General features: G+C 29.4%; 18 protein-coding genes. 9 read left to right on the top strand and 9 right to left on the bottom strand.

Annotation, left to right across the window (positions count from 1 at the left end):
• Genes ACJJVY_RS14930 through ACJJVY_RS14910 form a run of 5 tightly spaced genes read left to right on the top strand, consistent with a single transcriptional unit; the run spans nucleotide 1 to nucleotide 6,728 of the window.
• Entirely contained in the window at nucleotides 1-1,134 is a 1,134-nt protein-coding gene (locus ACJJVY_RS14930) for an efflux RND transporter periplasmic adaptor subunit (protein ID WP_405610546.1), read from the top strand.
• A 23-nt stretch (nucleotides 1,135-1,157) separates the two neighbouring features.
• Entirely contained in the window at nucleotides 1,158-4,295 is a 3,138-nt protein-coding gene (locus tag ACJJVY_RS14925; protein WP_405610543.1) for an efflux RND transporter permease subunit, read from the top strand.
• Between the two features lie 4 nt (nucleotides 4,296-4,299).
• Complete coding sequence (locus tag ACJJVY_RS14920; protein ID WP_405610540.1) at nucleotides 4,300-5,715, top strand: efflux transporter outer membrane subunit; 1,416 nt, start codon at nucleotides 4,300-4,302, stop codon at nucleotides 5,713-5,715.
• Nucleotides 5,716-5,721: 6 nt separating this feature from the next.
• Nucleotides 5,722-6,315 (top strand): TetR/AcrR family transcriptional regulator, encoded by a 594-nt coding sequence (locus ACJJVY_RS14915; RefSeq protein ID WP_405610537.1) that lies wholly within the window; start codon nucleotides 5,722-5,724, stop codon nucleotides 6,313-6,315.
• 17 nt (nucleotides 6,316-6,332) lie between these two features.
• Complete coding sequence (locus ACJJVY_RS14910; protein WP_405610534.1) at nucleotides 6,333-6,728, top strand: hypothetical protein; 396 nt, start codon at nucleotides 6,333-6,335, stop codon at nucleotides 6,726-6,728.
• A gap of 1 nt (nucleotide 6,729) precedes the next feature.
• On the opposite strand, the gene ACJJVY_RS14905 is transcribed toward ACJJVY_RS14910, so the two are convergent.
• From ACJJVY_RS14905 to ACJJVY_RS14895, 3 genes are all read right to left on the bottom strand, one after another.
• Nucleotides 6,730-7,866 carry a helix-turn-helix domain-containing protein gene (locus tag ACJJVY_RS14905; RefSeq protein ID WP_405610531.1) on the bottom strand — a complete coding sequence of 379 codons (1,137 nt, stop codon included), beginning with the start codon at nucleotides 7,864-7,866 and terminating at the stop codon, nucleotides 6,730-6,732.
• Between the two features lie 110 nt (nucleotides 7,867-7,976).
• On the bottom strand, nucleotides 7,977-9,707 hold the full coding sequence (locus ACJJVY_RS14900; RefSeq protein ID WP_405610528.1) for a T9SS type A sorting domain-containing protein: 1,731 nt from the start codon (nucleotides 9,705-9,707) through the stop codon (nucleotides 7,977-7,979).
• 103 nt (nucleotides 9,708-9,810) lie between these two features.
• Nucleotides 9,811-11,286: a Na+/H+ antiporter NhaC family protein gene (locus ACJJVY_RS14895; RefSeq protein WP_405610525.1), complete on the bottom strand. Its 1,476-nt coding sequence runs from the start codon at nucleotides 11,284-11,286 to the stop codon at nucleotides 9,811-9,813.
• Nucleotides 11,287-11,375: 89 nt separating this feature from the next.
• Here ACJJVY_RS14895 and ACJJVY_RS14890 point away from each other — a divergent pair, with 89 nt between their 5' ends.
• Nucleotides 11,376-11,918 carry a pyridoxamine 5'-phosphate oxidase family protein gene (locus tag ACJJVY_RS14890; RefSeq protein ID WP_405610522.1) on the top strand — a complete coding sequence of 181 codons (543 nt, stop codon included), beginning with the start codon at nucleotides 11,376-11,378 and terminating at the stop codon, nucleotides 11,916-11,918.
• Between the two features lie 50 nt (nucleotides 11,919-11,968).
• On the opposite strand, the gene ACJJVY_RS14885 is transcribed toward ACJJVY_RS14890, so the two are convergent.
• Nucleotides 11,969-15,247, bottom strand: a complete 3,279-nt coding sequence (locus ACJJVY_RS14885) for a S8 family serine peptidase (RefSeq protein WP_405610519.1) — start codon at nucleotides 15,245-15,247, stop codon at nucleotides 11,969-11,971.
• Nucleotides 15,248-15,328: 81 nt separating this feature from the next.
• On the opposite strand from ACJJVY_RS14885, the gene ACJJVY_RS14880 reads away from it, so the two are divergent.
• Together ACJJVY_RS14880 and ACJJVY_RS14875 are read left to right on the top strand one after the other, a co-directional pair.
• On the top strand, nucleotides 15,329-16,975 hold the full coding sequence (locus ACJJVY_RS14880; RefSeq protein ID WP_405610516.1) for a glycerol-3-phosphate dehydrogenase/oxidase: 1,647 nt from the start codon (nucleotides 15,329-15,331) through the stop codon (nucleotides 16,973-16,975).
• 150 nt (nucleotides 16,976-17,125) lie between these two features.
• Nucleotides 17,126-17,461: a hypothetical protein gene (locus ACJJVY_RS14875; protein ID WP_405610513.1), complete on the top strand. Its 336-nt coding sequence runs from the start codon at nucleotides 17,126-17,128 to the stop codon at nucleotides 17,459-17,461.
• 37 nt (nucleotides 17,462-17,498) lie between these two features.
• Here ACJJVY_RS14875 and ACJJVY_RS14870 read toward each other — a convergent pair whose 3' ends face one another.
• Complete coding sequence (locus ACJJVY_RS14870; protein WP_405610510.1) at nucleotides 17,499-18,203, bottom strand: TIGR04283 family arsenosugar biosynthesis glycosyltransferase; 705 nt, start codon at nucleotides 18,201-18,203, stop codon at nucleotides 17,499-17,501.
• 22 nt (nucleotides 18,204-18,225) lie between these two features.
• Here ACJJVY_RS14870 and ACJJVY_RS14865 point away from each other — a divergent pair, with 22 nt between their 5' ends.
• On the top strand, nucleotides 18,226-18,987 hold the full coding sequence (locus ACJJVY_RS14865) for a DUF547 domain-containing protein (RefSeq protein ID WP_405610507.1): 762 nt from the start codon (nucleotides 18,226-18,228) through the stop codon (nucleotides 18,985-18,987).
• 11 nt (nucleotides 18,988-18,998) lie between these two features.
• Here the strand turns inward: ACJJVY_RS14865 and ACJJVY_RS14860 are convergent, their stop codons facing one another.
• Genes ACJJVY_RS14860 through ACJJVY_RS14845 form a run of 4 tightly spaced genes read right to left on the bottom strand, consistent with a single transcriptional unit; the run spans nucleotide 18,999 to nucleotide 23,385 of the window.
• Nucleotides 18,999-20,339, bottom strand: coding sequence for a kelch repeat-containing protein (locus tag ACJJVY_RS14860; protein ID WP_405610504.1), 1,341 nt, complete (start codon nucleotides 20,337-20,339; stop codon nucleotides 18,999-19,001).
• 34 nt (nucleotides 20,340-20,373) lie between these two features.
• Nucleotides 20,374-21,642: an MFS transporter gene (locus ACJJVY_RS14855; protein ID WP_405610501.1), complete on the bottom strand. Its 1,269-nt coding sequence runs from the start codon at nucleotides 21,640-21,642 to the stop codon at nucleotides 20,374-20,376.
• A 44-nt stretch (nucleotides 21,643-21,686) separates the two neighbouring features.
• Nucleotides 21,687-22,346 carry a hypothetical protein gene (locus tag ACJJVY_RS14850; RefSeq protein WP_405610498.1) on the bottom strand — a complete coding sequence of 220 codons (660 nt, stop codon included), beginning with the start codon at nucleotides 22,344-22,346 and terminating at the stop codon, nucleotides 21,687-21,689.
• A 43-nt stretch (nucleotides 22,347-22,389) separates the two neighbouring features.
• The gene (locus ACJJVY_RS14845; RefSeq protein WP_405610495.1) at nucleotides 22,390-23,385 is read right to left on the bottom strand and encodes an NAD(P)H-dependent glycerol-3-phosphate dehydrogenase; all 996 of its coding nucleotides are present in this window, start codon (nucleotides 23,383-23,385) and stop codon (nucleotides 22,390-22,392) included.
• Nucleotides 23,386-23,424: the final 39 nt, after the last annotated feature.

The following is a 23,424-nucleotide window of genomic DNA, read 5'->3' as shown; positions in this document are numbered from 1 at the left end:
ATGAAAAAAATTAATCTTTATATTTTATCAACACTAAGTATTGTAGCGATAATTTTTGCAAGTTGTGGCGGTAAAAGCGAAACAACACAAGCTGTACAAGCACCTCCTGCAGCCATACCAGTATCAGAAATAAAAACAAAAACAGTAATAGGTTTTACAGAATATCCTGCAACTATAGAAGGAATTGTAAATAGTGATGTTAGAGCTAAAACATCTGGTTATGTAGATAAAGTATATGTAGACGAAGGACAAAAAGTACGTAAAGGACAAGTATTATTTAAGTTAGAAACAGAATCTTTAAGTCAAGATGCTGGTGCAGCAAAAGCACTTATTAATGTAGCACAAGTAGAAGTTGATAAACTAATACCACTTGTAGAAAAAAACATTATTAGCCCTGTACAATTAGAAACAGCAAAAGCTAATTTGGCACAAGCAAAAGCTAATTACAGTAGTGTTTCTGCTAATATTGGCTATGCAACAATTAAAAGTCCAATAGACGGTTATGTAGGTGCTATTAATTTTAGAGAAGGTACTTTAGTTAGCCCAAGTGATGCAACCGCATTAACAACGGTTAGCCAAATTGATCAAGTTTATGCCTTCTTTAGTTTTAACGAAGCGCAGTATATAGATCTTTTACAAAGAGCAGAAGGAACAACAAAAGCAGAACGTATTAAAAATTCGCCAGATTTAAGTTTGATTTTAGCAAACGGAAAAATATATTCAGAAAAAGGTCGCATACAAACAAGTACTGGTCAAATAAACCAAAGTACAGGAACAATACAAATTAGAGCTGCTTTTGATAATCCAAACGAGATATTAACAAATGGTAATAGCGGTAAAATTAAATTCCCAATTGAATATAAAGATGCTATTGTTGTGCCACAATCTGCAACTTTTGAGCAACAAAAAGATATTTTAATTTACACTTTAGCGGAAGACAATAAAGTAAAATCTACTTTAATAAAAATAGCTGGTGTTGTAGACAATCTTTATGTAGTAGAATCTGGACTTAAAGTAGGAGACAAAGTTATTGTTAACGGAGTTAGTAAGTTGAAAAACGGAGTTACTATTTCTCCTCAAGAAACTTCTTTTGAAGAAGCAATAAAACCTATTGCAACGTTATTTAAAAATTAATATCACCCAGAAATTTTATAATTATGTTAAAAACATTTATTGAAAGACCTGTTCTTTCAACAGTGATCTCTATTATTATAGTTCTTTTAGGGGTTATTAGTATTACAAGTTTACCCATAGAAGAATATCCAGATATTGCGCCACCAACCATTAAAGTAACGGCAAGTTATACAGGTGCAAATGCAGAAACGGTTTTAGAAAGTGTAATTATTCCTATTGAGGAACAAATTAACGGAGTTGAAGGAATGACATATATTACCTCAACAGCATCTAACACTGGTACAGCAGAAATTACTGTTTATTTTGATCAAGAAATGGATGCAGATATTGCTGCTGTAAACGTACAGAATCGTGTAGCAAGAGCTTCTGCATTATTGCCACAAGAAGTTACACAAACCGGTGTAATTACTCAGAAACAAGAAACAAGTGCATTAATGTTTATTTCTATGTATTCTGAAAGTGAAGATTATGATGCTACATTTATTCAGAATTACTTAAAAATTAACGTAATTCCTGCAATGCAACGTATCAACGGTGTTGGAGATGTAAGTGTATTTTCTCAGCAAGATTATGCAATGCGAATTTGGTTGAAACCAGAAAAATTAGCTGCTTATAATTTAATTCCTTCGGATATTTCAGCAGCTTTAAGTGAACAAAATTTAGAAGCAGCAGCAGGATCTTTAGGTCAAAATAATGGAGAGTCTTTTTCTTACACATTAACCTATAGCGGTCGTTTTAAAAACGAAAGTCAATACAGTGATATTGTTATTAAAGCTTTAGGAAACGGACAGTTTTTACGTTTAAAAGATGTAGCAACTATTGAGTTAGATGCACAATCTTATGCTTCTAACGCTATGAGTTTAGGAAATCCAGGAGTTTTTATGGGAATTTTTCAAACAAAAGGGTCTAATGCACAAGAAATTATAGAAAATATAAAAGCTACTTTAGAAGATGTAAAAGCAGATTTACCAGAAGGTTTAGACATTTTTGTGCCTTATGATACAAGTTTGTTTTTAAATGCTTCTATAGAAAAAGTAATTCATACATTATTAGAAGCTTTTTTGTTGGTTTTCTTAGTAGTATTTATTTTTCTACAAGATTTTAGATCAACTTTAATTCCTGCGATAGCAGTACCAGTTTCTATTATTGGTACTTTCTTTTTCTTAAATGTTTTTGGGTATTCCATTAACTTGTTAACACTATTTGCTCTTGTACTGGCAATTGGTATTGTGGTAGATGATGCTATTGTGGTAGTAGAAGCCGTACATGCTAAAATAGATCAAGGAGAAAAAGATCCTAAAAAAGCAACGTTAGTTGCTATGAATGAAATTTCTGGAGCCATCATTTCTATTACTTTAGTAATGGCTGCGGTATTTATTCCGGTTACTTTTATTACAGGTCCAACAGGTGTATTTTATGAACAATTTGGAGTTACTTTAATTATTGCCATTTTAATATCAGCAGTAAACGCTTTAACGTTAAGTCCAGCTTTATGTGCTTTGTTATTAAAAACACATAATGATGATGAAGAGTTAAAAAAGAAAGGACCTTTAAAACGTTTTTATACTTTATTTAATCGTGGTTTTAATGCTACTGTAGATAAATATGGTAAATCTCTTCAGTTTTTGTACAAAAACAAATTTGTATCAGTAATACTTTTAATTATTGCAGGAGTAGGTATTTATTGGGCAGCAAATACAACACCAACTGGTTTTGTACCGAATGAGGATAGAGGAATTATTTTTGCAAATATAGAATTACCAGCCGGAGCATCGTTAGATAGAACAGATGCTGTAGCAAGAAAACTATATGCCAAAATTGAAGGTATGGAAGGTATTGTTGGTGTAAACTTTATAAAGGGACGAAGTTTAATAAACGGTACTGGTTCCAATTATGGAATGGGAATTATTAAATTAAAAGATTGGAGCGAGCGTGAGGATGCTTCTCTTTCTTCAACTGCAATTACTGGCAAATTATTTGGTCTTGCTGCAACTGTTCCGGATGCCAAAATTATATTCTTCTCACCACCAAGTATTCGTGGTTTTGGTAACTCTGCTGGTTTTGAGGTAAATTTACTAGATAAATTTGGAGGAGAATTTAAAGACTTAGATATCGCAAATCAAGAATTTGCTGCAGCAATAATGAGTCACCCAGAAATTCAATATGCACAATCAGCATTTAGCACCAACTATCCACAATACGAAATGGAAGTAAATGTCCCTTTAGCAAAAGAAAAAGGTGTAGATGTTTCTAGTATTTTTTCTACTTTACAAGGATATATTGGTGGAATTTATGCTTCGGATTTTTCTAGATTCGGAAAACAATTTAGAGTATACATACAGGCTTTACCAGAAGATAGAGCAAATATTAATTCTTTAAACAGCATGTTTGTAAGAACGGATGCAGGTGAAATGGCACCAATTACAGAGTTTGTTACTTTAGAAAGAGTTTACGGTCCACAAGCAGTAACACGTTTTAACCTATTAAATTCTACAAGTATAACAGGTGCAACAAATCCTGGTTTTAGTACTGGTGATGCTATTAGAGTTATAGGAGAAGAAGTTGCAAAATTACCTAGTAATTATACCATTGCTTATTCTGGTTTAACAAGAGAAGAAGTAAGTGCAGGTAACCAAACAACTTTTATATTTATACTAAGTATTCTATTTGTATATTTCTTATTAAGTGCACAATACGAAAGTTATCTATTACCATTTGCAGTAGTATTATCATTACCATTTGGTGTATTTGGAGCATATATAAGTACTAAATTCTTAGGATTAGAAAACAATATTTATTTCCAAATTGCTTTAATAATGCTTATTGGTTTATTAGCCAAAAATGCAATACTTATTGTGGAAATAGCATTACAAAAAAGAAGATTGGGAGAAAGTATTGTACAAGCTGCTATAGACGGAGCAAAATCTCGTTTACGACCAATTTTAATGACATCTTTTGCCTTTATTTTAGGATTAATGCCATTGGTATTAGCAAAAGGTGTAGGATCTGAAGGTAATAAATCTATTGGTACAGGTGCCGTTGGTGGGTTACTTATTGGTACAATTTTAGGAGTCTTTGTAATTCCTATTCTATTTATATTATTTCAGTGGTTGCAAGAAAAAATTTCTAGTAAACCAGCAGTACAAACTATTGAAGAATAAAAAGATGAAATCAATTATAAAACATAAAAATTTTAGTAAAACAGTTCTTTTAATTGTGGTTTCTTTTACGTTACAAAGTTGTTTTGTAGCAAAAGATTATACAAGGCCAGAATTAACAGAAACAGAAGATTTGTTTCGTACGGAAAACTTACCATCAGATAGTATTTCTATAGCAGATATTTCTTGGAAAAAACTTTTTACGGATACATATTTACAGCAGTATATAGAAGAAGGATTGCAAAATAATATGGATATCCGTATTGCACTGCAACAAATAATAGCGGCAGATGCATATGTAAAACAAGGTAAAGCAGGTTACTTTCCTACTTTAAGTGCAGGCCCCAATTATACACGTCAAGAATTTTCAGAAAACAGTCAATTCGGATCTATTTTTACAGGAGGTTTGGATACGTACGATGTTACTGCAAATTTATCTTGGGAAGCAGATGTGTGGGGTAAAATAAGAAGTAATAAAAGAGCAATACAAGCTACCTATTTACAAACTGTTGCTGGGCATCAGGCTGTAAAAACACAATTAATTTCTAGTATTGCAAATACTTACTACAACTTATTGTCTTTAGATGCTCAATTAGAAGTAACCAAGCAAACAATTGCTTCTAGAGAAAGTAGTGTAACAACTATTAAAGCTTTAAAAGATGCAGGCCAAGTAACACAAGTTGCTGTAGACCAAAACATAGCACAATACAATAGTGCTAGAGCTTTACAGGTTGATTTAGAAGCTGCTATTTTTACTGCAGAAAATACTTTGAGTATTTTATTAGGTAAAACGCCTAAAAAAATTGAGAGAAGTAGTTTATATCTTCAAAAAATTGATCAAGAAATAAAACTTGGTGTACCAGCAAGCCTATTAAGTAATAGACCAGACGTAATAGCTGCCGAATATGGTTTAATCAATGCTTTTGAGTTAACAAATGTAGCTAAAAGTAGTTTTTATCCTTCTTTAACAATAACAGCTTCTGGTGGCTTGCAAAGTTTAGAGTTAGATAATTTATTTAATACAAGTTCTCTTTTTGCTACTGTAGTTGGTGGTTTAACACAGCCTATCTTTAATCAAAGAAAATTAAAAACTCAAAAAGAAGTAGCTATTGCACAACAAGAACAAGCTCTTTTAAATTTTAAAAAGACAATTTTAGTTGCTGGTAGCGAAGTTTCTAATGCTTTATTTTCTTACCAATCTGAAATTAAAAAATATCAGTTTAGAAAAAATGAAGTAGAAGCTTTAAGAGCTGCAGAAACTAATTCTGAAGAATTACTTAAAAACGGTTACGCAAACTACTTAGATTTATTAACAGCAAGACAAAGTGCTTTAAGCGCAGAACTTAATATTATTAACAGTAAATTACAACAATTGATATCTATTGTAGATTTATATGAAGCTTTAGGTGGCGGATTAAAATAAAAAAAGATGATTACCAAAGCAGAGTTGTTACAATTTTCTATTGCAAAGTTTACCCAATACGGTAGCAAACATGTTACTTTAGACGATTTAGCTAATGAACTTGGTATTTCTAAAAGAACTATTTATTCTTTTTTTAAAAACAAAGAAGATTTAATAACCTCTGGTTTAGAAAGTTTATTAAATGAATATAAAGAAGAAATCGATAAAATAATTACTAATAATAGTAACGATACCATTTTATGTGTCATTCTAATTTATAAAAGAGGGTTTGAGTATTTAAAATACTTTAAACCTTCTTTTCTTTTTGGATTAGAAAAATACTACCCAAAAGCAAACTTATTATTTAATAATTTTTCTAAAGAATTATCTAAAAACACTATATACAACTTACTAAAAAAAGCAAAAAAAGCAGGTAATATTAATAATGACATTAATATAGAACTAGTTATTAAAATCTATTTTGATAGAGTTGATAAACTTATCTTTAAAAACAAAAGTTTACTAGAACTATATACCGAAGAAGAAGTTTTTAACCATTTGGTAATTTATAATTTAAAAGGGATTACAAACAGTACGTATAATAATTCTTTTTTTGATTAGTTTACTATTTTTGCAACATGAAAAAAGACATACAAATACCAGAAGTTACAGATGTAGAAATGGCCGTTGTTTATGAATATAATGATGTTTATAAAACCAACGATTGGAACGTTTACATTATCAATAATAAAAGTGTAGATTTAGAAATGATGGTAATTGTGTCTCAAGGATATTCTAACACCAAAATAACCTCTCTATTTCGTAAAAAATTAAACAAGCTTCCAGCAAATTCGTTTGCCAAAATTGAATTAATTCAACCCGAATTATTCAAATTAAATAACCGTTTTCAGGTTACCTTTTTTGAAGGAAATACACTATACGAAAAAACATATCTTTTTAAAGAAAACACCATTAAAGAAGGTGCTTTACGTATGATTGATGAAATTAAAAAACGAGGTGTTTTAGCAGATTAAGTTAAGACATCTTTTCATACTTACTACTATAAGCAGAAGGAGAAACCCCTTCTTTTTGTTTAAATATTCGATAAAAACTAGCTTTAGATTTAAACCCAGCATCAAAAGCTATAGAAATTATTGTATACTTTTCTGTATCTCCTTTTTTAAATCTATTTTTAACATCATTAATTCTGTAATCATTAATTAAATTATAAAAGGTTGTTTTTAATTGGTGATTTATTAATTCTGATAGCTTCTTATTTGAAATATTCATTTTTTTGGAAAGTTTGGTAAGATTTAACTCTTCATCAAGGTATACTTTCTCTTCTATTAAAAGTTTTTTTAGTTTTAGTTCTAAATCTTCTATTTCATTAGGTTTTAAGCTATCTAATTGTCTAACTTTTGTTTTTTCTTTTGGTAATTTATCTGTCTCTAAAGTGTCTTTTACCTTAACAGTATCAAGTTCATCTAATAAAAAACTAGGTATAAAAATTTGTGACTGATACAAACCTTTGTATCCTAAATAAACATATAAGAAAAAGAACATAAAAGCTATTATGTTACCAACATTCCATAAATCTACAGTGTAAAAGACCTCATAAATACTTAAACAAAAGTCTAAAATCACAATGATTAAAAAACCGATTATAAAGTGTTTATACCATTGTAAATTGTGTGCTGAGATATTTGCATAATTTTTTTCTATTAAACTATTCAAACGCTTTAAAAAAGCCAAAGTTTTAATAATATAATAAACAATAAAAACATTTTCTAAAATGTTAAATGGAATTTCAATACTGGTATAAAAGCTATGATAACTACTTAAATAACCTGTAGTTATTGAAATAAATAAAGGAATATTAAACAATAAAAAAACAATAAAAAACGGAATTAACGTTTTAAAAAATGGTTTTAAAATTCTTTCTTTTGAAAAAACTAATGATTTTACCAAGTATAAAAAAGAAGGTCCTAAAAGATAACCTACACCATGTGCAAAAAGAATTGCTATCCCCGCCGTAAATGTTATTTTATGTAAATAAGAGTAATAATATAATAGAAATAAAAAAGCATTTACAAAAAATATACTTAAAATTAATTTATAAAATTGAACTTTAGATTTTATTAGTATAAGTATAAGAAATGTTAAAAAAGACATTCCAGCAATTAGAAAAAAATCGAAAAAAAGCTCCCATCTATACACGCATCGAATATAAAGAGGAAATTTTACTTTAACTAAAAATTATTGCTGGAATATCTAATTGAAAATTATTTTTTGATAATTTTTAAAGTTTGTTGTTGGTTATTTTCTTTAATTATTTGTAAAAAATACAACCCTTTATCAAGATGATTTATACTAACTTCTTTATTTTCTGTTAATTTACCAGATAAAACGGACTTTCCACTAACATCAAAAATAAAATATCTTGACCCTTTTAAATTTAGTTCGCTAGAAATTAAAATAACATCTTCTGAAGGATTAGGATACACTTTTAAACCGTTTATAAATTTATTGTCTGGGTTACTTAACACTTGGTTCATGTTAGTAGTTACCAAATAATTATCTCTATAACCATTTGAAGTTATTTCTAAATCTTCAGTCTCAAAAGGACTAATATCTACATTGCCGCTAAAAGATCCAGCAAGTAAAATATCATCATTAATATTAATAACCAATGTTTGACCATCTACTGAGTTAAGACCTCCATATTGATAAGCTCCTAAAAATTCGCCTGAATTGTCTAGTGTGACAAGGTAACTTTCTAAAGCTTTTGAAGTATTTCTTGTTAAACTATAATCACCTACTGTTAATGTCTCAGAAAAAAAACCTCCTACATAGATGTTATTATTAGAGTCTGTATCTACTGTATAGCCAAAAACAGAATCTGTTCCACCATCAATTTCTTTAATCCATGATATATTTTCATTTGTAAAATCAACTTTAGCCACATAACCTTCATAATTTGTATCAGAATCTATACTCATTTCATTATCCGTACCTTCATTTATTACTAAAATACCTCCATAGTAACCTGTAACATAAGCATAACCATCTAAATCTAAAGCTATAGATGTTCCTGTATTTTCAGAATCTGCTTCACCAACTTCTACAACATCTATAAAATCACCAGAAGAATCCAACTTTAAGGCAAAAGAACTATTATAACCTTCATTAACATTTATAGTTACTGGATCTCCAAAAAACATAGGAGTATAAAAAGTAGCTGTAGCACTAATTCTACCTGTAACAAATACATCTCCAGAATCAGAAACATCCAAACTCATTCCTAAATCAGCATCTTCACTTCCCATGTGTTTCATCCACAAAAAAGAACCATCTGCATAATACTTCATAACAAAAATATCCGATCCACCGTATGATGTAATAACAGAAGTACCTGCTGCGTGAGAAATAGAAATAGAATCTGAAAAATACCCTGTTAAATAAATATTTCCATTAGCATCAACATCTATTTCAGAAACACTTTCAAAACTATTTGTTGATGAACCAAAAGATTGTGCCCATATAAAATTACCATTTTCATCTAATTTTATAATAAACATTTCATAATTAGCTGCACTAAGTATATATTCCCCTTCTCCTGGATCTGCATCAAACTCTCCTGCGTCAAAATAACCAGCTATAATAATATTACCACTAGCATCAACGGCAATACTTTTTGTGATAACAGAATGGTAATCATCTATATCATCATCATTTGGTTGAGCTAAAGATTTTGCCCAAAGAATTTTACCAGTAGCATCTGTTTTAGTAACAAAAGAATTAAAGTAACCAATAGCATTTAATTCTATATTAGAAAATGTAGAATTTTCTGCAAAATATCCTGTAGAATAAGTATTTCCATTCGCATCAATTGTTGCTGATTTTAAGACATCTTCAGAGGCACCTCCAAAATGTTCTACCCAATTAACAGATTGAGATTGCAAAAATGAAATAAATAAAAAGTAAAATAAATAAAAAGTAATTTTTTGTTTCATGTTATGATATTAAAATTAATAATACACAAATGAAATGTTTTTATTCTTTTAAAGCTTCTTATTGGAAGCAGTGATACTCTTTTTAACTATAAGAAAGATCTTTTTAACCTAAAAATCCAATAACTAAATACAAAATTACCGTAATTACACCACCAATTAAGGCATAAGGCAATTGTGTTTTTACATGGTCTATATGATCACTTGCAGAAGCCATTGACGATATAATAGAAGTATCAGAAATTGGCGAACAATGATCTCCAAAAATTCCTCCTCCTAAAGTTGCGGCAACAACTATTGTAATATCTGCTCCATGAATATTTGCCATCGGTACAGAAATTGCCAACATAATTGCAAAAGTTCCCCAAGAAGTTCCGGTAGAAAATGCAATAAAAGAACTAATGATAAAAACAACCGCAGGCAACAATTCTGGCGATAACCATTCCTTAGTTGCATTGGCAACATACATTCCTGTTTCTAACTCTTTACAAGCATCACCAATAGCAAATGCTAACAACATTAACAACGCCAAAGGCATTAGCTCACTAATCCCTTTTAAGGTTAAATTAACAGCTTCTTTGGGTTTCATAATTCCTTGTATAAAATACATAATCATTGCCACTAAAAGCGATGTAATTACGGCATATAAAACAGAAGAAGAACCAGACCCCTCGCCTATTGCTAACGAAGCATGATTTAAAAATGATGTAGCTTCTTTTACAGCATCCCAACCTGTGTAAATTAAATTGATAGGCATCATACAAACCATTACCATCAAAGGCACAATCATATTATATGCTTTTGCTTTAATTCCTTCTTTTGGCGGATACGATGTTACCTCATCAGAAACCATTGGCTTAGAACCTTCGTTCATTAACAAACCGGTTTCTTTGGTTCTTTGTTCTGCTTTTTTCATCGGCCCAAAATCCTTCTTTGTAAAAATGACAATAAACACAATAGCAATTGCCAACAACGGATAAAAGTTATAGGCAATAGAACTCATCATTACAGAAAAAGGTTTATCAATTCCTTGTGTTAACAATAAGCCCATTATAAAAGCTCCCCAAGCATTAAACGGAATTAAAATTGATGATGGCGCAGAACTAGAATCTGCTATATAAGCTAATTTTTCTCTAGGTATTCCTAATTTATCAAAAATGGGTCTGTATAAAGTACCAACGGTTAACGAACTAATACTAGTTTCTACAAACAAAAACAACCCTGTTAAAGTTGCCAAAACTTGCACCATTATTCTACTATAACCCGATTTCTTATTTTCGAATTTTACCAATTGTTTATTTAAAATATTGATAAAACCTTCTACTCCTCTAGAATATTGTATAAAAATTAGCAACGCTCCTACCAAAGCACTAAACATTATAGTTCTTGTATTTCCTGCAGATTGAAAAACATTTACCATTCCTTCAATCATTGCCAATGTTCCTGATAACGGATTCCATCCTTCAATAATTAACCAAGAAAACCAGATACCAAATAGTAAAGCAATATAAACTTGTTTGGTTCTTAATGCTAAAATGATTGCCACAATAGGTGGTATTACTGATAAAAATCCATATTCCATAAAAAAGTATTTAAGATTGCTAAAGGTAATAATTATTACTTCACATTATCAATCGTTATTTTGTAAATTGTCATCAAATAATTACGATTATGTCAAAATTCTATACTAAAATCACCTCTAGACTTCAAAAATTTATTGAAGCTCAAAAAATATTCTTTGTTGCAACTGCTCCAAAATCTGGTAGAATTAACTTATCTCCAAAAGGTATGGATTCTTTTAGAATAGTTGATGAAAACCGAGTTTTGTGGCTAAACGTTACTGGAAGCGGTAACGAAACTGCTGCACATTTATTAGAAAATAATAGAATTACCATTATGTTTTGTGCTTTTGAAGGTGCACCCAATATTTTACGTTTGTACGGAAAAGGAAAAGAAATAAAAGAAGGAGATGCTTCTTGGAAAGATTTAATTAAATTGTTTCCAGAAACTCCAGGAACACGTCAAATATTTGATATAACTATAGAATCTGCTCAAACTTCTTGTGGAATGTCGATTCCGTTTTACGATTATAAAGGAGAAAGAAACGAGCTAAATAATTGGGCAAGCGAACAAGGTAAAGAAGGCATTAAAAATTACTGGGAGAACAAAAATCAAACAAGTATTGATGGTTTACCAACAAAAATATTAGAATAAAAAAAGCCAGAATTTACATTCTGGCTTTTTAAAATATCAATTAAAAATTTCTATTCAGCAACTATAATCTTTTTAGTTGCTTTTTTATTTCCTTGTTGTATACTTAATAAGTAAACTCCAGAAGAAATGTTATTTGTACTTATTTCTTTATTAAAAACAGTACCAGAAGATTTATCAATAGAAGTAATTATTTTTCTTCCTTGTAAATCAAATAACGAGATAATTACATCATCTCCATTAGCATTGTTTAACTGTACATTTAAAATTCCTCTTACTGGGTTTGGCCATAAAGAAAATTCATTTAAAGAAAATTGATCTACTTCTAATGTAGTTTCTTCTATAGAAACAATTTGGTTTGCTAACCATCCTTTAGCACTATTTGTAACATCAACTTTAAATGTATCTGTAAAAGAATTAGTTTCAGAATTTGTAAATGCTATTATACCAGCAGTAATGTCTGCTTGTGTAAAAGTATCACCTAAAATTAAAGCAGTTGCATCTTTTACAAGGGCTCCCTTACTAGTTAATTCTACTAAAGTATAAATTTGTTCTTCTTCTGTTTCAGAAGCTGTAGATGCATTCATGTTACTTGCAGTAACTACATAATTAGAACTACCACCTAAAACTAGATTTGTACTAGAAAAAGAAGGTACACTTGTATTTTCTACTGTAGAGCAAATTGTTACAGAAGCAGAGTTTATTGCCCCTCCATTTGATTCAACATTATCCACAACTATTAATTTCCACTCTCCAAACGCATTTTCTCCAAGAAATGGATCACTCATATTGTTTTCTGGTGCAATAGTTCCTGTAATTGCAGGATCTGTTGTACTACAAACTAATTGAGCTCCATCATCATCAAAAGTAACATTTGTAAGGTTATCTGTATCGTCACAAGCTCCAGAAAGTAAAACAACACTTGCTCCACTAGGAGATTCTAATGAAATTGTTAAGTCTTGAACACTTGTGTGTGTAATATCTAAAGTAACAATCACCTTATTAATAAATAAGTTATCTGTAACGTTAATTGGTACATAAGCTGTATTTGGTGCTGTAAAAGGATTTATGCTAGCTACAGAAAAATCTGTTGCTGTATATACATTAGAACAATCTGTTATACCTGTTTGAAAGCTATTCGCTGTAGAATAATCTCCTTCTCCACATCTATTAATTGGTTTAATTCTCCAATAGTATACAGAATTTGTAATTAGCCCATCTACACTTGCATTAGTATCTATAACTTTATCAGTAAAAATAATATTACTAAAAGATGCTGAATCTGATACCTCTACTAAATAAGTTTCTGCATTTAAATTTTCTTCCCATTCTAAAGTTACTTTTCTAGAAATACTTTTTTCTCCATTTGCTGGAAATTCTAAAGAAGATGGGTTATCACTAAAATCTTGATGATAAACTACCAATGTAATTTGTCTTGTTTGTGTTTCAGTACCGTTATCACCTATTATTTGAATATCATAAGGGCCAGCAGGTACATTTGCTAAACCATCAATAGTAACATCAAAACTACCATCTTCACTTAAAGAGTTTTCAGAAAAAACAATAGACATGTTTTCATGAGTACCAGAAGTAGTAAATTGAGTTGTTCCTGAAACTGCTTGTCTATATTCAAAATTAAATAAAGCATCAGAATCAGAACAAACTTTTTGTTCTGATGTATCTGCTAAAAAGTTAAACTCACCAGAAATACCTGTTACAATTAAAGAGAAATTTTGAGCTTCTTCTAGAGTTCCTTTGTGAGTAATTGTAATTGTATATTCTCCTGATGCATCAGCAACATCAACTCTTTCAAAAGGATCTACTAAATTATCTCCTTTGTCATTTGTGTCTAAACCTGTAAGTCTCCACGGCATATACTCATTTTCTCCTTGTGTAATTCTAATATCTAAATCATTTACCAGAGCTGCTGTTGGATCATTAGAAACACCTGTATTTGCAACTCCTGGTTTGTCTGTCCAAGAAATAGATGCTAATAAAGGATTAAATCCATCAGATTTAACTTTTAAAGTATAAGTACCTCCGTTTGTTAAAGTTTCTTCAGAAATCCAAGATTCAAAACCTTTTTTAGTAATTGTTTCTGCTGCTACTTTAGTATTCATTAAACCCCAACCAGAATGAGCATCTGGCCCAACCATATCTGCATCATCTGCTGTATGCATTGCTAATCCTTTTAAGGTAGCTGCTTTCATAAAACTACCATAAGTTTCATTATAATATTGTTGTAATAATAATAAAGAACCTGTTACATTAGGTGCTGCCATAGAAGTACCTGTAAGTTCACCATATTCATCATCTGCAGATTCCATAGAAGAATATAACTCTAAACCATTACCCATAATATCTGGTTTTATTCTTAAATCATCTGTTGGTCCTTCGGAACTACTAGGATTTCTTAAAATAGAAGCTAAACTACCATCTGCGTTTATACTTGCATCTTCCCCATTAGCAACAACTAATGTATTTTTAGAAGTTTTATCTCCGTTTAATTTATCAAATAAATTATTGCCTCCTAAAGGGTCTGCATTTGCAGTACTATTGTCTCCATCATTTCCTGCAGAAGCAACTTTTAAATAATAAGGTGCATTATATAGTAATTCATCCCATTCCCTAGCATCTGAACCGTAAGCACCAAAAGTCCAATCGGCAACATCATCTGCACCATAACCATAAGAATGGTTAGATAATAACATACCTGCTGCTGCTGCTGCAGTTGCTTCAGATAAATCGCTATTCCAATCATTACCAATACCTTTTGCTTGTGGTGCCATACCTTTTGCCAGCGGATCAAAACCAGAAGCAATAATAGTACCCATAACATGTGCACCATGATAGTTTAACACTTCAGTACCATCTCCAATAGAAAATCTATCTTCTCCTCCTATTCCATCATATTCTTGGTGTGTTGTTCTTGCCAAACCACCATCCCAAACATAAGCAGTCATTCCTTGGCCTTCTATATCTAAACCTAAACCACCATCTTTATGTAAAAAATTGGTTCTTGTAGATATTGCAGCATCTACATTATCCGTTTTGTAATATAAAGGCTTCCCTTCTTTAGAAACTTTCATTATCTCATAATAAGATCCGTTAGAATCTGTATATGAAATTTGCCAACCTTTTTGTTTTGCTAAAAGAATTGCTTCATCTTTTTCTAATAAAAATTTTGAAGAGTATTCTTCCTTGAGTTCTTGTAATTTTACTAAATTGTAATCTTTAGTAATTTTTTGTTTTTCACTATCATTTTGACCGATTAAAGAAAAACTAATTAAAAATAAAGGTAAAGAGAGGGCTTTAAGGTATTTGTGTTTCATGCTATTATTTTAAACTTTTTTATTGTTTACTAGCAAATATATACTTTTATTTATTTTTTTATTAAAACTTTAACTTTTATAATGAATAGCTTCTCATACATAGACAGAATAAACATCAAAAAAGAATTAAAATCAAATGAATTTGATTTATTAATAATTGGTGGTGGAATTACAGGTGCAGGAATTGCATTAGACGCAGCTTCTCGCGGAATGAAAGTTGCTTTAATAGAAAAAAACGACTTTGCTTCTGGAACTTCTAGTAAATCTACAAAACTTATTCACGGTGGTTTACGCTACTTAAAACAATTCGATTTTTGGTTGGTAAAAGAAGTAGGTACAGAACGTGCAATTGTGCATAAATTAGCACCACATTTAGTGGTACCAGAAAAAATGATTTTACCTTTAATTGAAGGTGGAACTTATGGTTCTTGGTTAACTTCTATCGGACTAAAAGTATATGACGTTTTGGCTTCTGTAGAAGGCGAAGATCAACGTAAAATGCTAGATAAAGACGAGGCTTTAGAAAAAGAACCTTTGTTACCAGAAAGTATTTTAAACGGTGCTGGATATTACGCAGAATACAGAACAGACGATGCACGTTTAACCATAGAAGTTTTAAAAACAGCTTTAAATTATGATGCAAAAATCATCAATTATACACAAGCTTCTGAGTTTATTTATGAAGATGAAATTGTTGCGGGTGCTATTGTAAAAGATAATTTAACCGACGAGTATTTTGGAATAAAAGCCAAATATGTTGTAAACGCAACAGGACCTTGGGTAGATGATTTGCGAAAAACAAATCACTCTAAAACAGGAAAACGTTTACACTTAACAAAAGGAGTGCATTTGGTGGTTGATCATGAAAAATTACCTGTAAAACAATCTGTTTATTTTGATGTTCCTGATGGTAGAATGATGTTTGCTATTCCAAGAGGAAAAGTTACCTATTTTGGTACAACAGATACCAATTATCAAACAGATAAAAACAATGTTGATGTTAATATGGTAGACGTTATGTATTTAATTTCTGCTGTTAATAATATGTTTCCAGAAATTAATCTTACATTAAACGATATTCAATCTTCTTGGGCAGGTTTACGTCCTTTAATTCATGAAGAAGGAAAATCTGCTTCTGAATTGTCTAGAAAAGATGAAATTTTTGTTTCTGATTCTGAATTGATTTCTATTGCTGGTGGTAAGTTAACAGGTTACCGTAAAATGGCAGAACGTATTGTAGATTTGGTTGTAAAAAAATACAAACGAAAATTTGAGGTAGAATTTGATGAAATAAAAACCAAAGAAATAGTACTTTCTGGTGGTAAATTTAAAGACACTAGTGAAGTACAAAGTTATACAGATGCCATTCAGAATCGAATAGCAGAAGTAGATTTTGATAGAAAAGATGCTGAATATTTAGTACATAATTACGGAAAACAAACAGATATTATTTTGCAAAAGTTTGATGATTTAATGCACGATAATATGCAAGAAAAAATGATAAAAGCAGAAGTTTGGTTTGCTATTAATTATGAAATGGCTTGTACACCAACAGATTTTTTTATGCGTAGAACAGGGCGTTTATTTTTTGACACGCACAGCGTGTTTTTATATAAAAAATATGTAACTCAACTATTTGAAAATGAGCTTAATTTAGATGAAATTACCAAACAAAAAAATATTACTGAATTAGATAAAAAATTAGCTTCAATTTTAACATTCAATTAAAAAATAAATTATATTTGATATAGATATTTTTAATCTTAAGGCTTATGAAAATATAGTTCTAGTTACCTCAAAAAAAAGCAACTTCTTTTAAGAAAAAGAAGTGCTACTATATTTATTCAATAAAAAAAACAACCTTAAAATTATAAATTAATGAAAACATTACACAATGTAGCATTTGTGCTATTTATTTCTGCATCTCTATCTTTTACTACAAAAACATCAATAATAGAAAATACTTTAACAGCAACTTATAAAGGAATTTCTGAGCAGTATTTTTATAAATTTGTTGATGAAAAAAAAGTAGAACATCTATTTTATGATTTAGATGAAAATGTAGCGTTTAGTTTAGATGATGATGCAAATATTGGTAAGAAATTTACTTTAACTTGGAAAACGAAACAAATAGAAGAATATGATGATGAAGGAGACGAAACTGGAGAGAAAACTACAGTAAAAACAATCTTATCTATTCAAGAAAAAAAATAGTTTTAAAACCGTTTGTAATAATTACAAACGGTTTTTTTTATACATTTTCTCGTAGTAAACTTTTATATGTTTTTCTCAACTTTACAGGAGAATAACCTAATCGATATTTTAAAAAAACATAGCCATTAATTAAATTTACTTTTAACCAAGAATTATCATCGTATTTTCTTGCACTAACTGTGGCTTTAGATTGTATTATTTTAAAAGGAATTTTCTCTTTTCTAATTCTATCCATCATTTCAAAATCTTCCATAATACAAAAGTCTTCATTATAACCATTAAAACTATTAAAAACCTCTTTTGTAAAAAACTGACATTGGTCTCCTCCTCCTGCAAATAAGCCGTCTTTAACAGTAAACTTACTATTTATGTCTAATAAAAAAGTTTTTCTATCAAAATTATAAGCAAAAAAACCTGCTCTATTTCCATCTTTAATACTCGTGGTAACTTGATGATAAAAATCTTCTGGTAAAATTACATCTGCATGTAAAAACATTAAAATATCTCCTTTTGCTATTGCTGCTCCTGCATTCATTTGAGTAGCTCTACCCTTTTTAATACAGTCTAAATAAATAATATTTTTATATTTTTCACATATTTTTTTACTTTCATCGGTAGTTTCTGGCGAGTTTGCAATAATTATTTCAACAGAAAATTTGTTAGCTTGTTCAGATAAAAACGACAACCTTTTAGAAAGGTTCTCTTGCTCATTGTAAACGGGTATAATAATACTTATCATCATACTTAAACATACGAAATATTTTATGAAACAGTTTTTTATATTACTCATTTTTTTATCGAATACATTTCTTTTTAGTCAACAAAACATTAATTATCAAAAAGTCTCTGAAACTTTACTACAAAATATTATTGATGAAAAATCTTATGAAAAAGAAATAAGAATTTTAGAAAAAAGTACTTTAAATGAATTAGTTACAGAATTAAAAACAGACAAGCAAAAAATTGCTTTTTGGGTAAATATTTACAATGCTTTTATTCAAATATCTTTATCAGAAAACCCAAAATTATATGACGATAGAGGTGCTTTCTTTGGTGATGAAAGAGTTAAAATTGCCGGAGAAACTTTATCTTTTGATGATATAGAACACGGAATTATAAGAAAGTCTCGAATGAAAATTAGCTTAGGTTATTTAAGAAAATGGTTTAGACCAAAATGGGAACGTAAGCTACGTGTAAAAGATATTGATTGGAGAATTCACTTTGCTTTAAATTGTGGAGCAATAAGCTGCCCCCCTGTTGCTGTTTATACTTCTAAAGATTTAGACAGAGAATTCGGTTTTATGACAAAAGAATATTTAAAAGAACAAACTTCTTATGATGAAAAAACAAAAACAGCAAAATCAGTAGCATTAATGTCTTGGTTTAGAGCTGATTTTGGAGGTAAATGTGGTGCCAAAAGAATTCTTTTTGAATATAAAATTACTCCTGAAAAACCAAAAAAATTAGATTTTAGAAGTTATGATTGGACTTTGTCTTTAGGAAATTTTAGAACAATTCCTGAATAAAATTTAACTTGTTATAAAGTTTTAGTATTGATAGGTTCTGTTTTAAAAAACTCTGCTGCTTCAATTGTAAAAAACCCTTTTGATGGGTATTTTCTATATTCATTTATATAATGATAACCACCTATTAGGTATAAGTTTTCATTAAAAAAATGCATTTTAGCATCTTTTAAATTTAAATCTATTGTAAACTCTTTTAGCTCTCTTGTTTTCGGTTCAAAAGTTATAATTTTTCCATTTTCGTTTAAGTAAATAAACTCTTTATCTTTTGTAATTGCTGGGTTTTTCATCCCTTTAAAAAGATTACCTTCTTTTTTCCATCTACCTGTTTTTAGATCATAAGATTCTATATCTGTTAAGTTTTTTTTATTAAAACCACCAAAAAAATACAATTTATCACCAAAAATTATTCCGGTTACTTCTTTAGCTTTTGGCATTTTGGTTAGTAAATACCAATATCCTGTTTTTATATCGTATAAATGAATATCATCAGAATAAAGAATTTTTCCGTTTTTAAGTTGTTTTGTAGAACCACCAAAAACTAATATTTTATCATCATGTAAAACACTACCAAAATTTACTGCTTGGTGAGGATTTGTTTGGTCTTTTGTAATAGATAAATCTTTTAAAGAAACTAACTCAATATCATTAGCCAATAACTCTCTCGTTTTCTTTTTAGATAACTTTTTACCACCAATTAAAAATACAGTGTCTTTATAAGAAACCGCATTGTAATAGGCTCTTTCTAACACCTTTTCTTGTATAATATTCCATCTTTTACTTGTAATGTTATAGATTTGTAAATCGCCTATAAAATTGATGTAATTAGAAAATTTTGGTTTTGTTAAAAACTTCATTATTGCTGCTTCATCTGAAGAAGAAAGTTCGCTTAAAGCTTCTCTATTTTGGTCGTGAAAATTAGTAATATCACCACCAAAAACATAAATTTTATTGTTATTTAAAACAGATGCAAAAGAATAAGTTCCTCTAGGTAGATCTTCTAACCTTTTAAACTGAATAGCATTTTGTAGCTTTTTATTTGCATTGATATTAAAACCTTCTAAAATTTCTTGTTTTTCTTGAAGATATACCAAAAGTGGTTTTGTTGATTTTGTATAGATTACTTTTTTAGTCTCGTATTTAATATGAGAGACCGAAAATTCTATACTTTTTTTACCTTTTAAATCAAATGAAAACTCTCCTTTTTGATTGGTATAAATAGTTTCATCAATAAAAAAAATATGGGCTCTTTCTATTGGTGTTTTAGTTTCTAAATCTAAAATTGTACCTTTAATTTTTTGTGAAAAGCATACAATAGAAAACAGTAAAAAAGAAATTGTAAAAAAAGATTTCATGCTAGTAGTTTGGTTTTATTTTTAAGAACAATAATTATGCCTCTTTATCATTTTCTTCTATATCTTCTGTTAAATCTAAATTTCTTAACGTTGGGTTTAAACTACCAGTTGCAACCACGGTAATTAATGTCATACTTCCACCAAAAACAACTGCTAAAACTGGTCCTAATAATTTTGCTGCTAAACCACTTTCAAAAGCACCAAGTTCATTTGAAGAACCCACAAACATAGAGTTTACAGAAGAAACTCTACCACGCATATCATCTGGAGTTTTTAATTGTAAAATTGTTTGACGAATAACCATAGAAATACCGTCTGCAGCACCACTTATAAACAATGTTAAAATACTTACCCAAAAGATAGAAGATAATCCAAAAGCAATAATACTAAGTCCAAAAACAAATACAGAAATCAACATTTTTTTTCCCGTATTTTTGTTGATAGGAATATAGGTTGTTAAAAACATGGTTACAATACTCCCCATAGAAATAGAAGCATTTAAAACCCCAAAACCTTCTGGACCGACTTTTAAAACATCTTGTGCAAAAACAGATAAAATTGCTACAGTACCACCAAATAAAACAGCAATCATATCTAAAGTTAAAACCCCTAAAATTGCTTTGTTTTTAAACACAAATTTTACTCCCGCTTTTAAACTTTCTTTCATCGGTTCTCCAATTTTTTTATTTAAAATTGGTTTCTTTTGTATTAAAAAAGTAAATATTAAAGATAGAATTACTAGTATAAAAACTAAACAAAGTGTTTTATCAACACCAATCCAACTAATAAAAAAGCCACCAAAAAGTGCACCAGAAACCGAGGCAGTTTTCCAGGTACTTGTGCTCCAGGTTGCTGCATTATGATATATTTTTTTAGGAACTAATAAGGCTACTAAAGAAAAAATGGTAGGTCCGAAAAACGATCGTAAAAATCCACCAAAAAAAACCAAACCATAAATAGAATATAAAATTGAATTTGTAGACCAATTAGCAACAATACTATCAGAAGTTAATAAAAAAAGGCCTAAACTAATTAAAGAGAAAGCAGCTGTACAAATGGCTAATAAGTTTCTTTTTTCGTTTTGATCTACAATATGACCTGCAAATAAAGCCATTGTAAATGCTGGAATAATTTCCATTAGACCAATAATACCTAAAGAAAGTGGATCTTTTGTAATAGAATATACTTGCCATTCTATTACAATAAATTGCATAGACCAACCAAAAACAAGTAAAAATCTAACAAATAAAAATATATTGAATTCTCTTATTCTTAAAGCTGCATAAGGATCTTGCTTTGCCATTTAATACTATTATAAATTAGATTTTAAATGTAGTAAAAATAGTGTTAGCTTAATTTCATATCCATTAAAATTGCAAAGGTTTGGTTAATATCTTCTTCTTTTACAACAATTGTCATTTCGTTAGTAGTAGAAATAATTTCTTGTAAAGGGATATCTGCCCAAGCTAATTGTTTTAATATAAAGTAATAGATACCAGATTGCTCTAAATTTTCTTTTGGTAATTTAATAGTAATCGATGCTAACTCTAACATACTGTTAGTTAACATTTCTTGCTCAAAAATTTCTTCTACAAAAGGTCTTAAATTTTTACTGGTAACAATATTGGTTTCGAAAATTCCTTGAGAAACTGTTAAAAAATAATCAGAATTTTCTGAACATTTTGTTAGAATTTTTGCAATTTCTCTTAATAAAGAAGGTGTATTTTTAAATGTAAAATCACATAAATCAGAACGTACTATAACATCACCTAAATCTAATGCTAGCTTTTTAATATTTCTTCTAATACGTAACTCGCTTGCAGGAGAAAGTCTGTTAATAGCCATCATTACTGCACCTACTTTTATATCTTTCTTTAATACTGCAGATACTTCTGGTAAAATAATTCTTGCTAAAGAAGAAACATTTATCAACTTTTCATTTAAAGCTTCTTCTATAAAAGGTGTTTTTCTAATAGTACTTTCTACAACTTCTTGTATTGTTTTCATGACAAATGTTTAATATTAATTAACAATGTTCAAAATTAAACATTTAATCTAATTTATCAGTCAACTTTTTAAATTCTTTTTTAGGGTTTTTATTTTCATACAAAACATTATAAACAGTATCTATAATTGGGGTTTTTGTATTATTTTCTTCTTTAATAATGTAAGCACTTTTGGTAGCATAATAGCCTTCTGCAATCATACTCATTTCCATTTGTGCAGATTTAACAGTATAACCTTTACCAACCATATTACCAAATTGTCTATTTCTACTAAAAATAGAATAACCTGTAACTAATAAATCTCCTAAATAAGCAGAGTTGTTTATGTTACGTTTCATTTTATGTACTTTTTTAATAAAACGTTTCATTTCTCTAATGGCATTACTCATTAAAACTGCCTGAAAATTATCTCCATAACCCAAACCATGTGCAATACCAGCTGCAACAGCATAAATATTTTTTAACATTGCTGCATATTCTGTACCTATAATATCATCAGAAATCTTTGTTTTTATATACCAACTTTGTAGCGCATTTTCTATACATATTGCCTTTTTTTCATCTTGACAAGCAACTGTTAAATAAGACAAACGTTCCATTGCTACTTCTTCTGCATGACAAGGTCCGGTAATTACACCAATATTATCTAACGGAATATTAAATTCTCTATTAAAATGCTCGCCAACAATTAAACCTGTTTCTGGCACAATACCTTTAATAGCAGAAAAAATAGTTTTATTCTGTAGAGACTCTGTTAGTTTATTAAGCTCGCTAGTTAAAAAAGCTGATGGTATGGCAAAGATTAATATATCGTAATTTTTAACCATAAAATTTATATCATCAGATAAATCTAAACGTTTTGCATCTAGCTCAGCTGAACTTAAATATTTAGGGTTATGGTCATTTTCTTTAATATGCTCTATTGCAAGCGTATTTCTCATATACCAACCAACAGTTTCTAAGTTTTCTATCAACATTTTAACAATTGCAGTTGCCCAACTTCCACCACCTAAAACCGCTATTTTCTTTTGTTTACTCATTAAAATTAGTTTATTGCATCAAAAGTAATAAAACTATTA

Source organism: Polaribacter sp. Asnod1-A03 (assembly GCF_045063585.1).
Lineage (GTDB): Bacteria > Bacteroidota > Bacteroidia > Flavobacteriales > Flavobacteriaceae > Polaribacter.
This window is presented reverse-complemented; position numbering and strand designations above follow the sequence as displayed.

Bases quoted from the DNA above. Each gene is read 5' to 3' on its own strand.
- ACJJVY_RS14865 (WP_405610507.1), top strand. From the start codon at position 18,226: ATGAAACAGTTTTTTATATTACTCATTTTTTTATCGAATACATTTCTT.
- ACJJVY_RS14910 (WP_405610534.1), top strand. From the start codon at position 6,333: ATGAAAAAAGACATACAAATACCAGAAGTTACAGATGTAGAAATGGCC.
- ACJJVY_RS14860 (WP_405610504.1), bottom strand. From the start codon at position 20,339: ATGAAATCTTTTTTTACAATTTCTTTTTTACTGTTTTCTATTGTATGC.
- ACJJVY_RS14905 (WP_405610531.1), bottom strand. From the start codon at position 7,866: ATGTCTTTTTTAACATTTCTTATACTTATACTAATAAAATCTAAAGTT.
- ACJJVY_RS14900 (WP_405610528.1), bottom strand. From the start codon at position 9,707: ATGAAACAAAAAATTACTTTTTATTTATTTTACTTTTTATTTATTTCA.
- ACJJVY_RS14890 (WP_405610522.1), top strand. From the start codon at position 11,376: ATGTCAAAATTCTATACTAAAATCACCTCTAGACTTCAAAAATTTATT.
- ACJJVY_RS14930 (WP_405610546.1), top strand. From the start codon at position 1: ATGAAAAAAATTAATCTTTATATTTTATCAACACTAAGTATTGTAGCG.
- ACJJVY_RS14850 (WP_405610498.1), bottom strand. From the start codon at position 22,346: ATGAAAACAATACAAGAAGTTGTAGAAAGTACTATTAGAAAAACACCT.
- ACJJVY_RS14895 (WP_405610525.1), bottom strand. From the start codon at position 11,286: ATGGAATATGGATTTTTATCAGTAATACCACCTATTGTGGCAATCATT.
- ACJJVY_RS14885 (WP_405610519.1), bottom strand. From the start codon at position 15,247: ATGAAACACAAATACCTTAAAGCCCTCTCTTTACCTTTATTTTTAATT.
- ACJJVY_RS14875 (WP_405610513.1), top strand. From the start codon at position 17,126: ATGAAAACATTACACAATGTAGCATTTGTGCTATTTATTTCTGCATCT.
- ACJJVY_RS14880 (WP_405610516.1), top strand. From the start codon at position 15,329: ATGAATAGCTTCTCATACATAGACAGAATAAACATCAAAAAAGAATTA.
- ACJJVY_RS14915 (WP_405610537.1), top strand. From the start codon at position 5,722: ATGATTACCAAAGCAGAGTTGTTACAATTTTCTATTGCAAAGTTTACC.
- ACJJVY_RS14855 (WP_405610501.1), bottom strand. From the start codon at position 21,642: ATGGCAAAGCAAGATCCTTATGCAGCTTTAAGAATAAGAGAATTCAAT.
- ACJJVY_RS14845 (WP_405610495.1), bottom strand. From the start codon at position 23,385: ATGAGTAAACAAAAGAAAATAGCGGTTTTAGGTGGTGGAAGTTGGGCA.
- ACJJVY_RS14925 (WP_405610543.1), top strand. From the start codon at position 1,158: ATGTTAAAAACATTTATTGAAAGACCTGTTCTTTCAACAGTGATCTCT.
- ACJJVY_RS14870 (WP_405610510.1), bottom strand. From the start codon at position 18,203: ATGATGATAAGTATTATTATACCCGTTTACAATGAGCAAGAGAACCTT.
- ACJJVY_RS14920 (WP_405610540.1), top strand. From the start codon at position 4,300: ATGAAATCAATTATAAAACATAAAAATTTTAGTAAAACAGTTCTTTTA.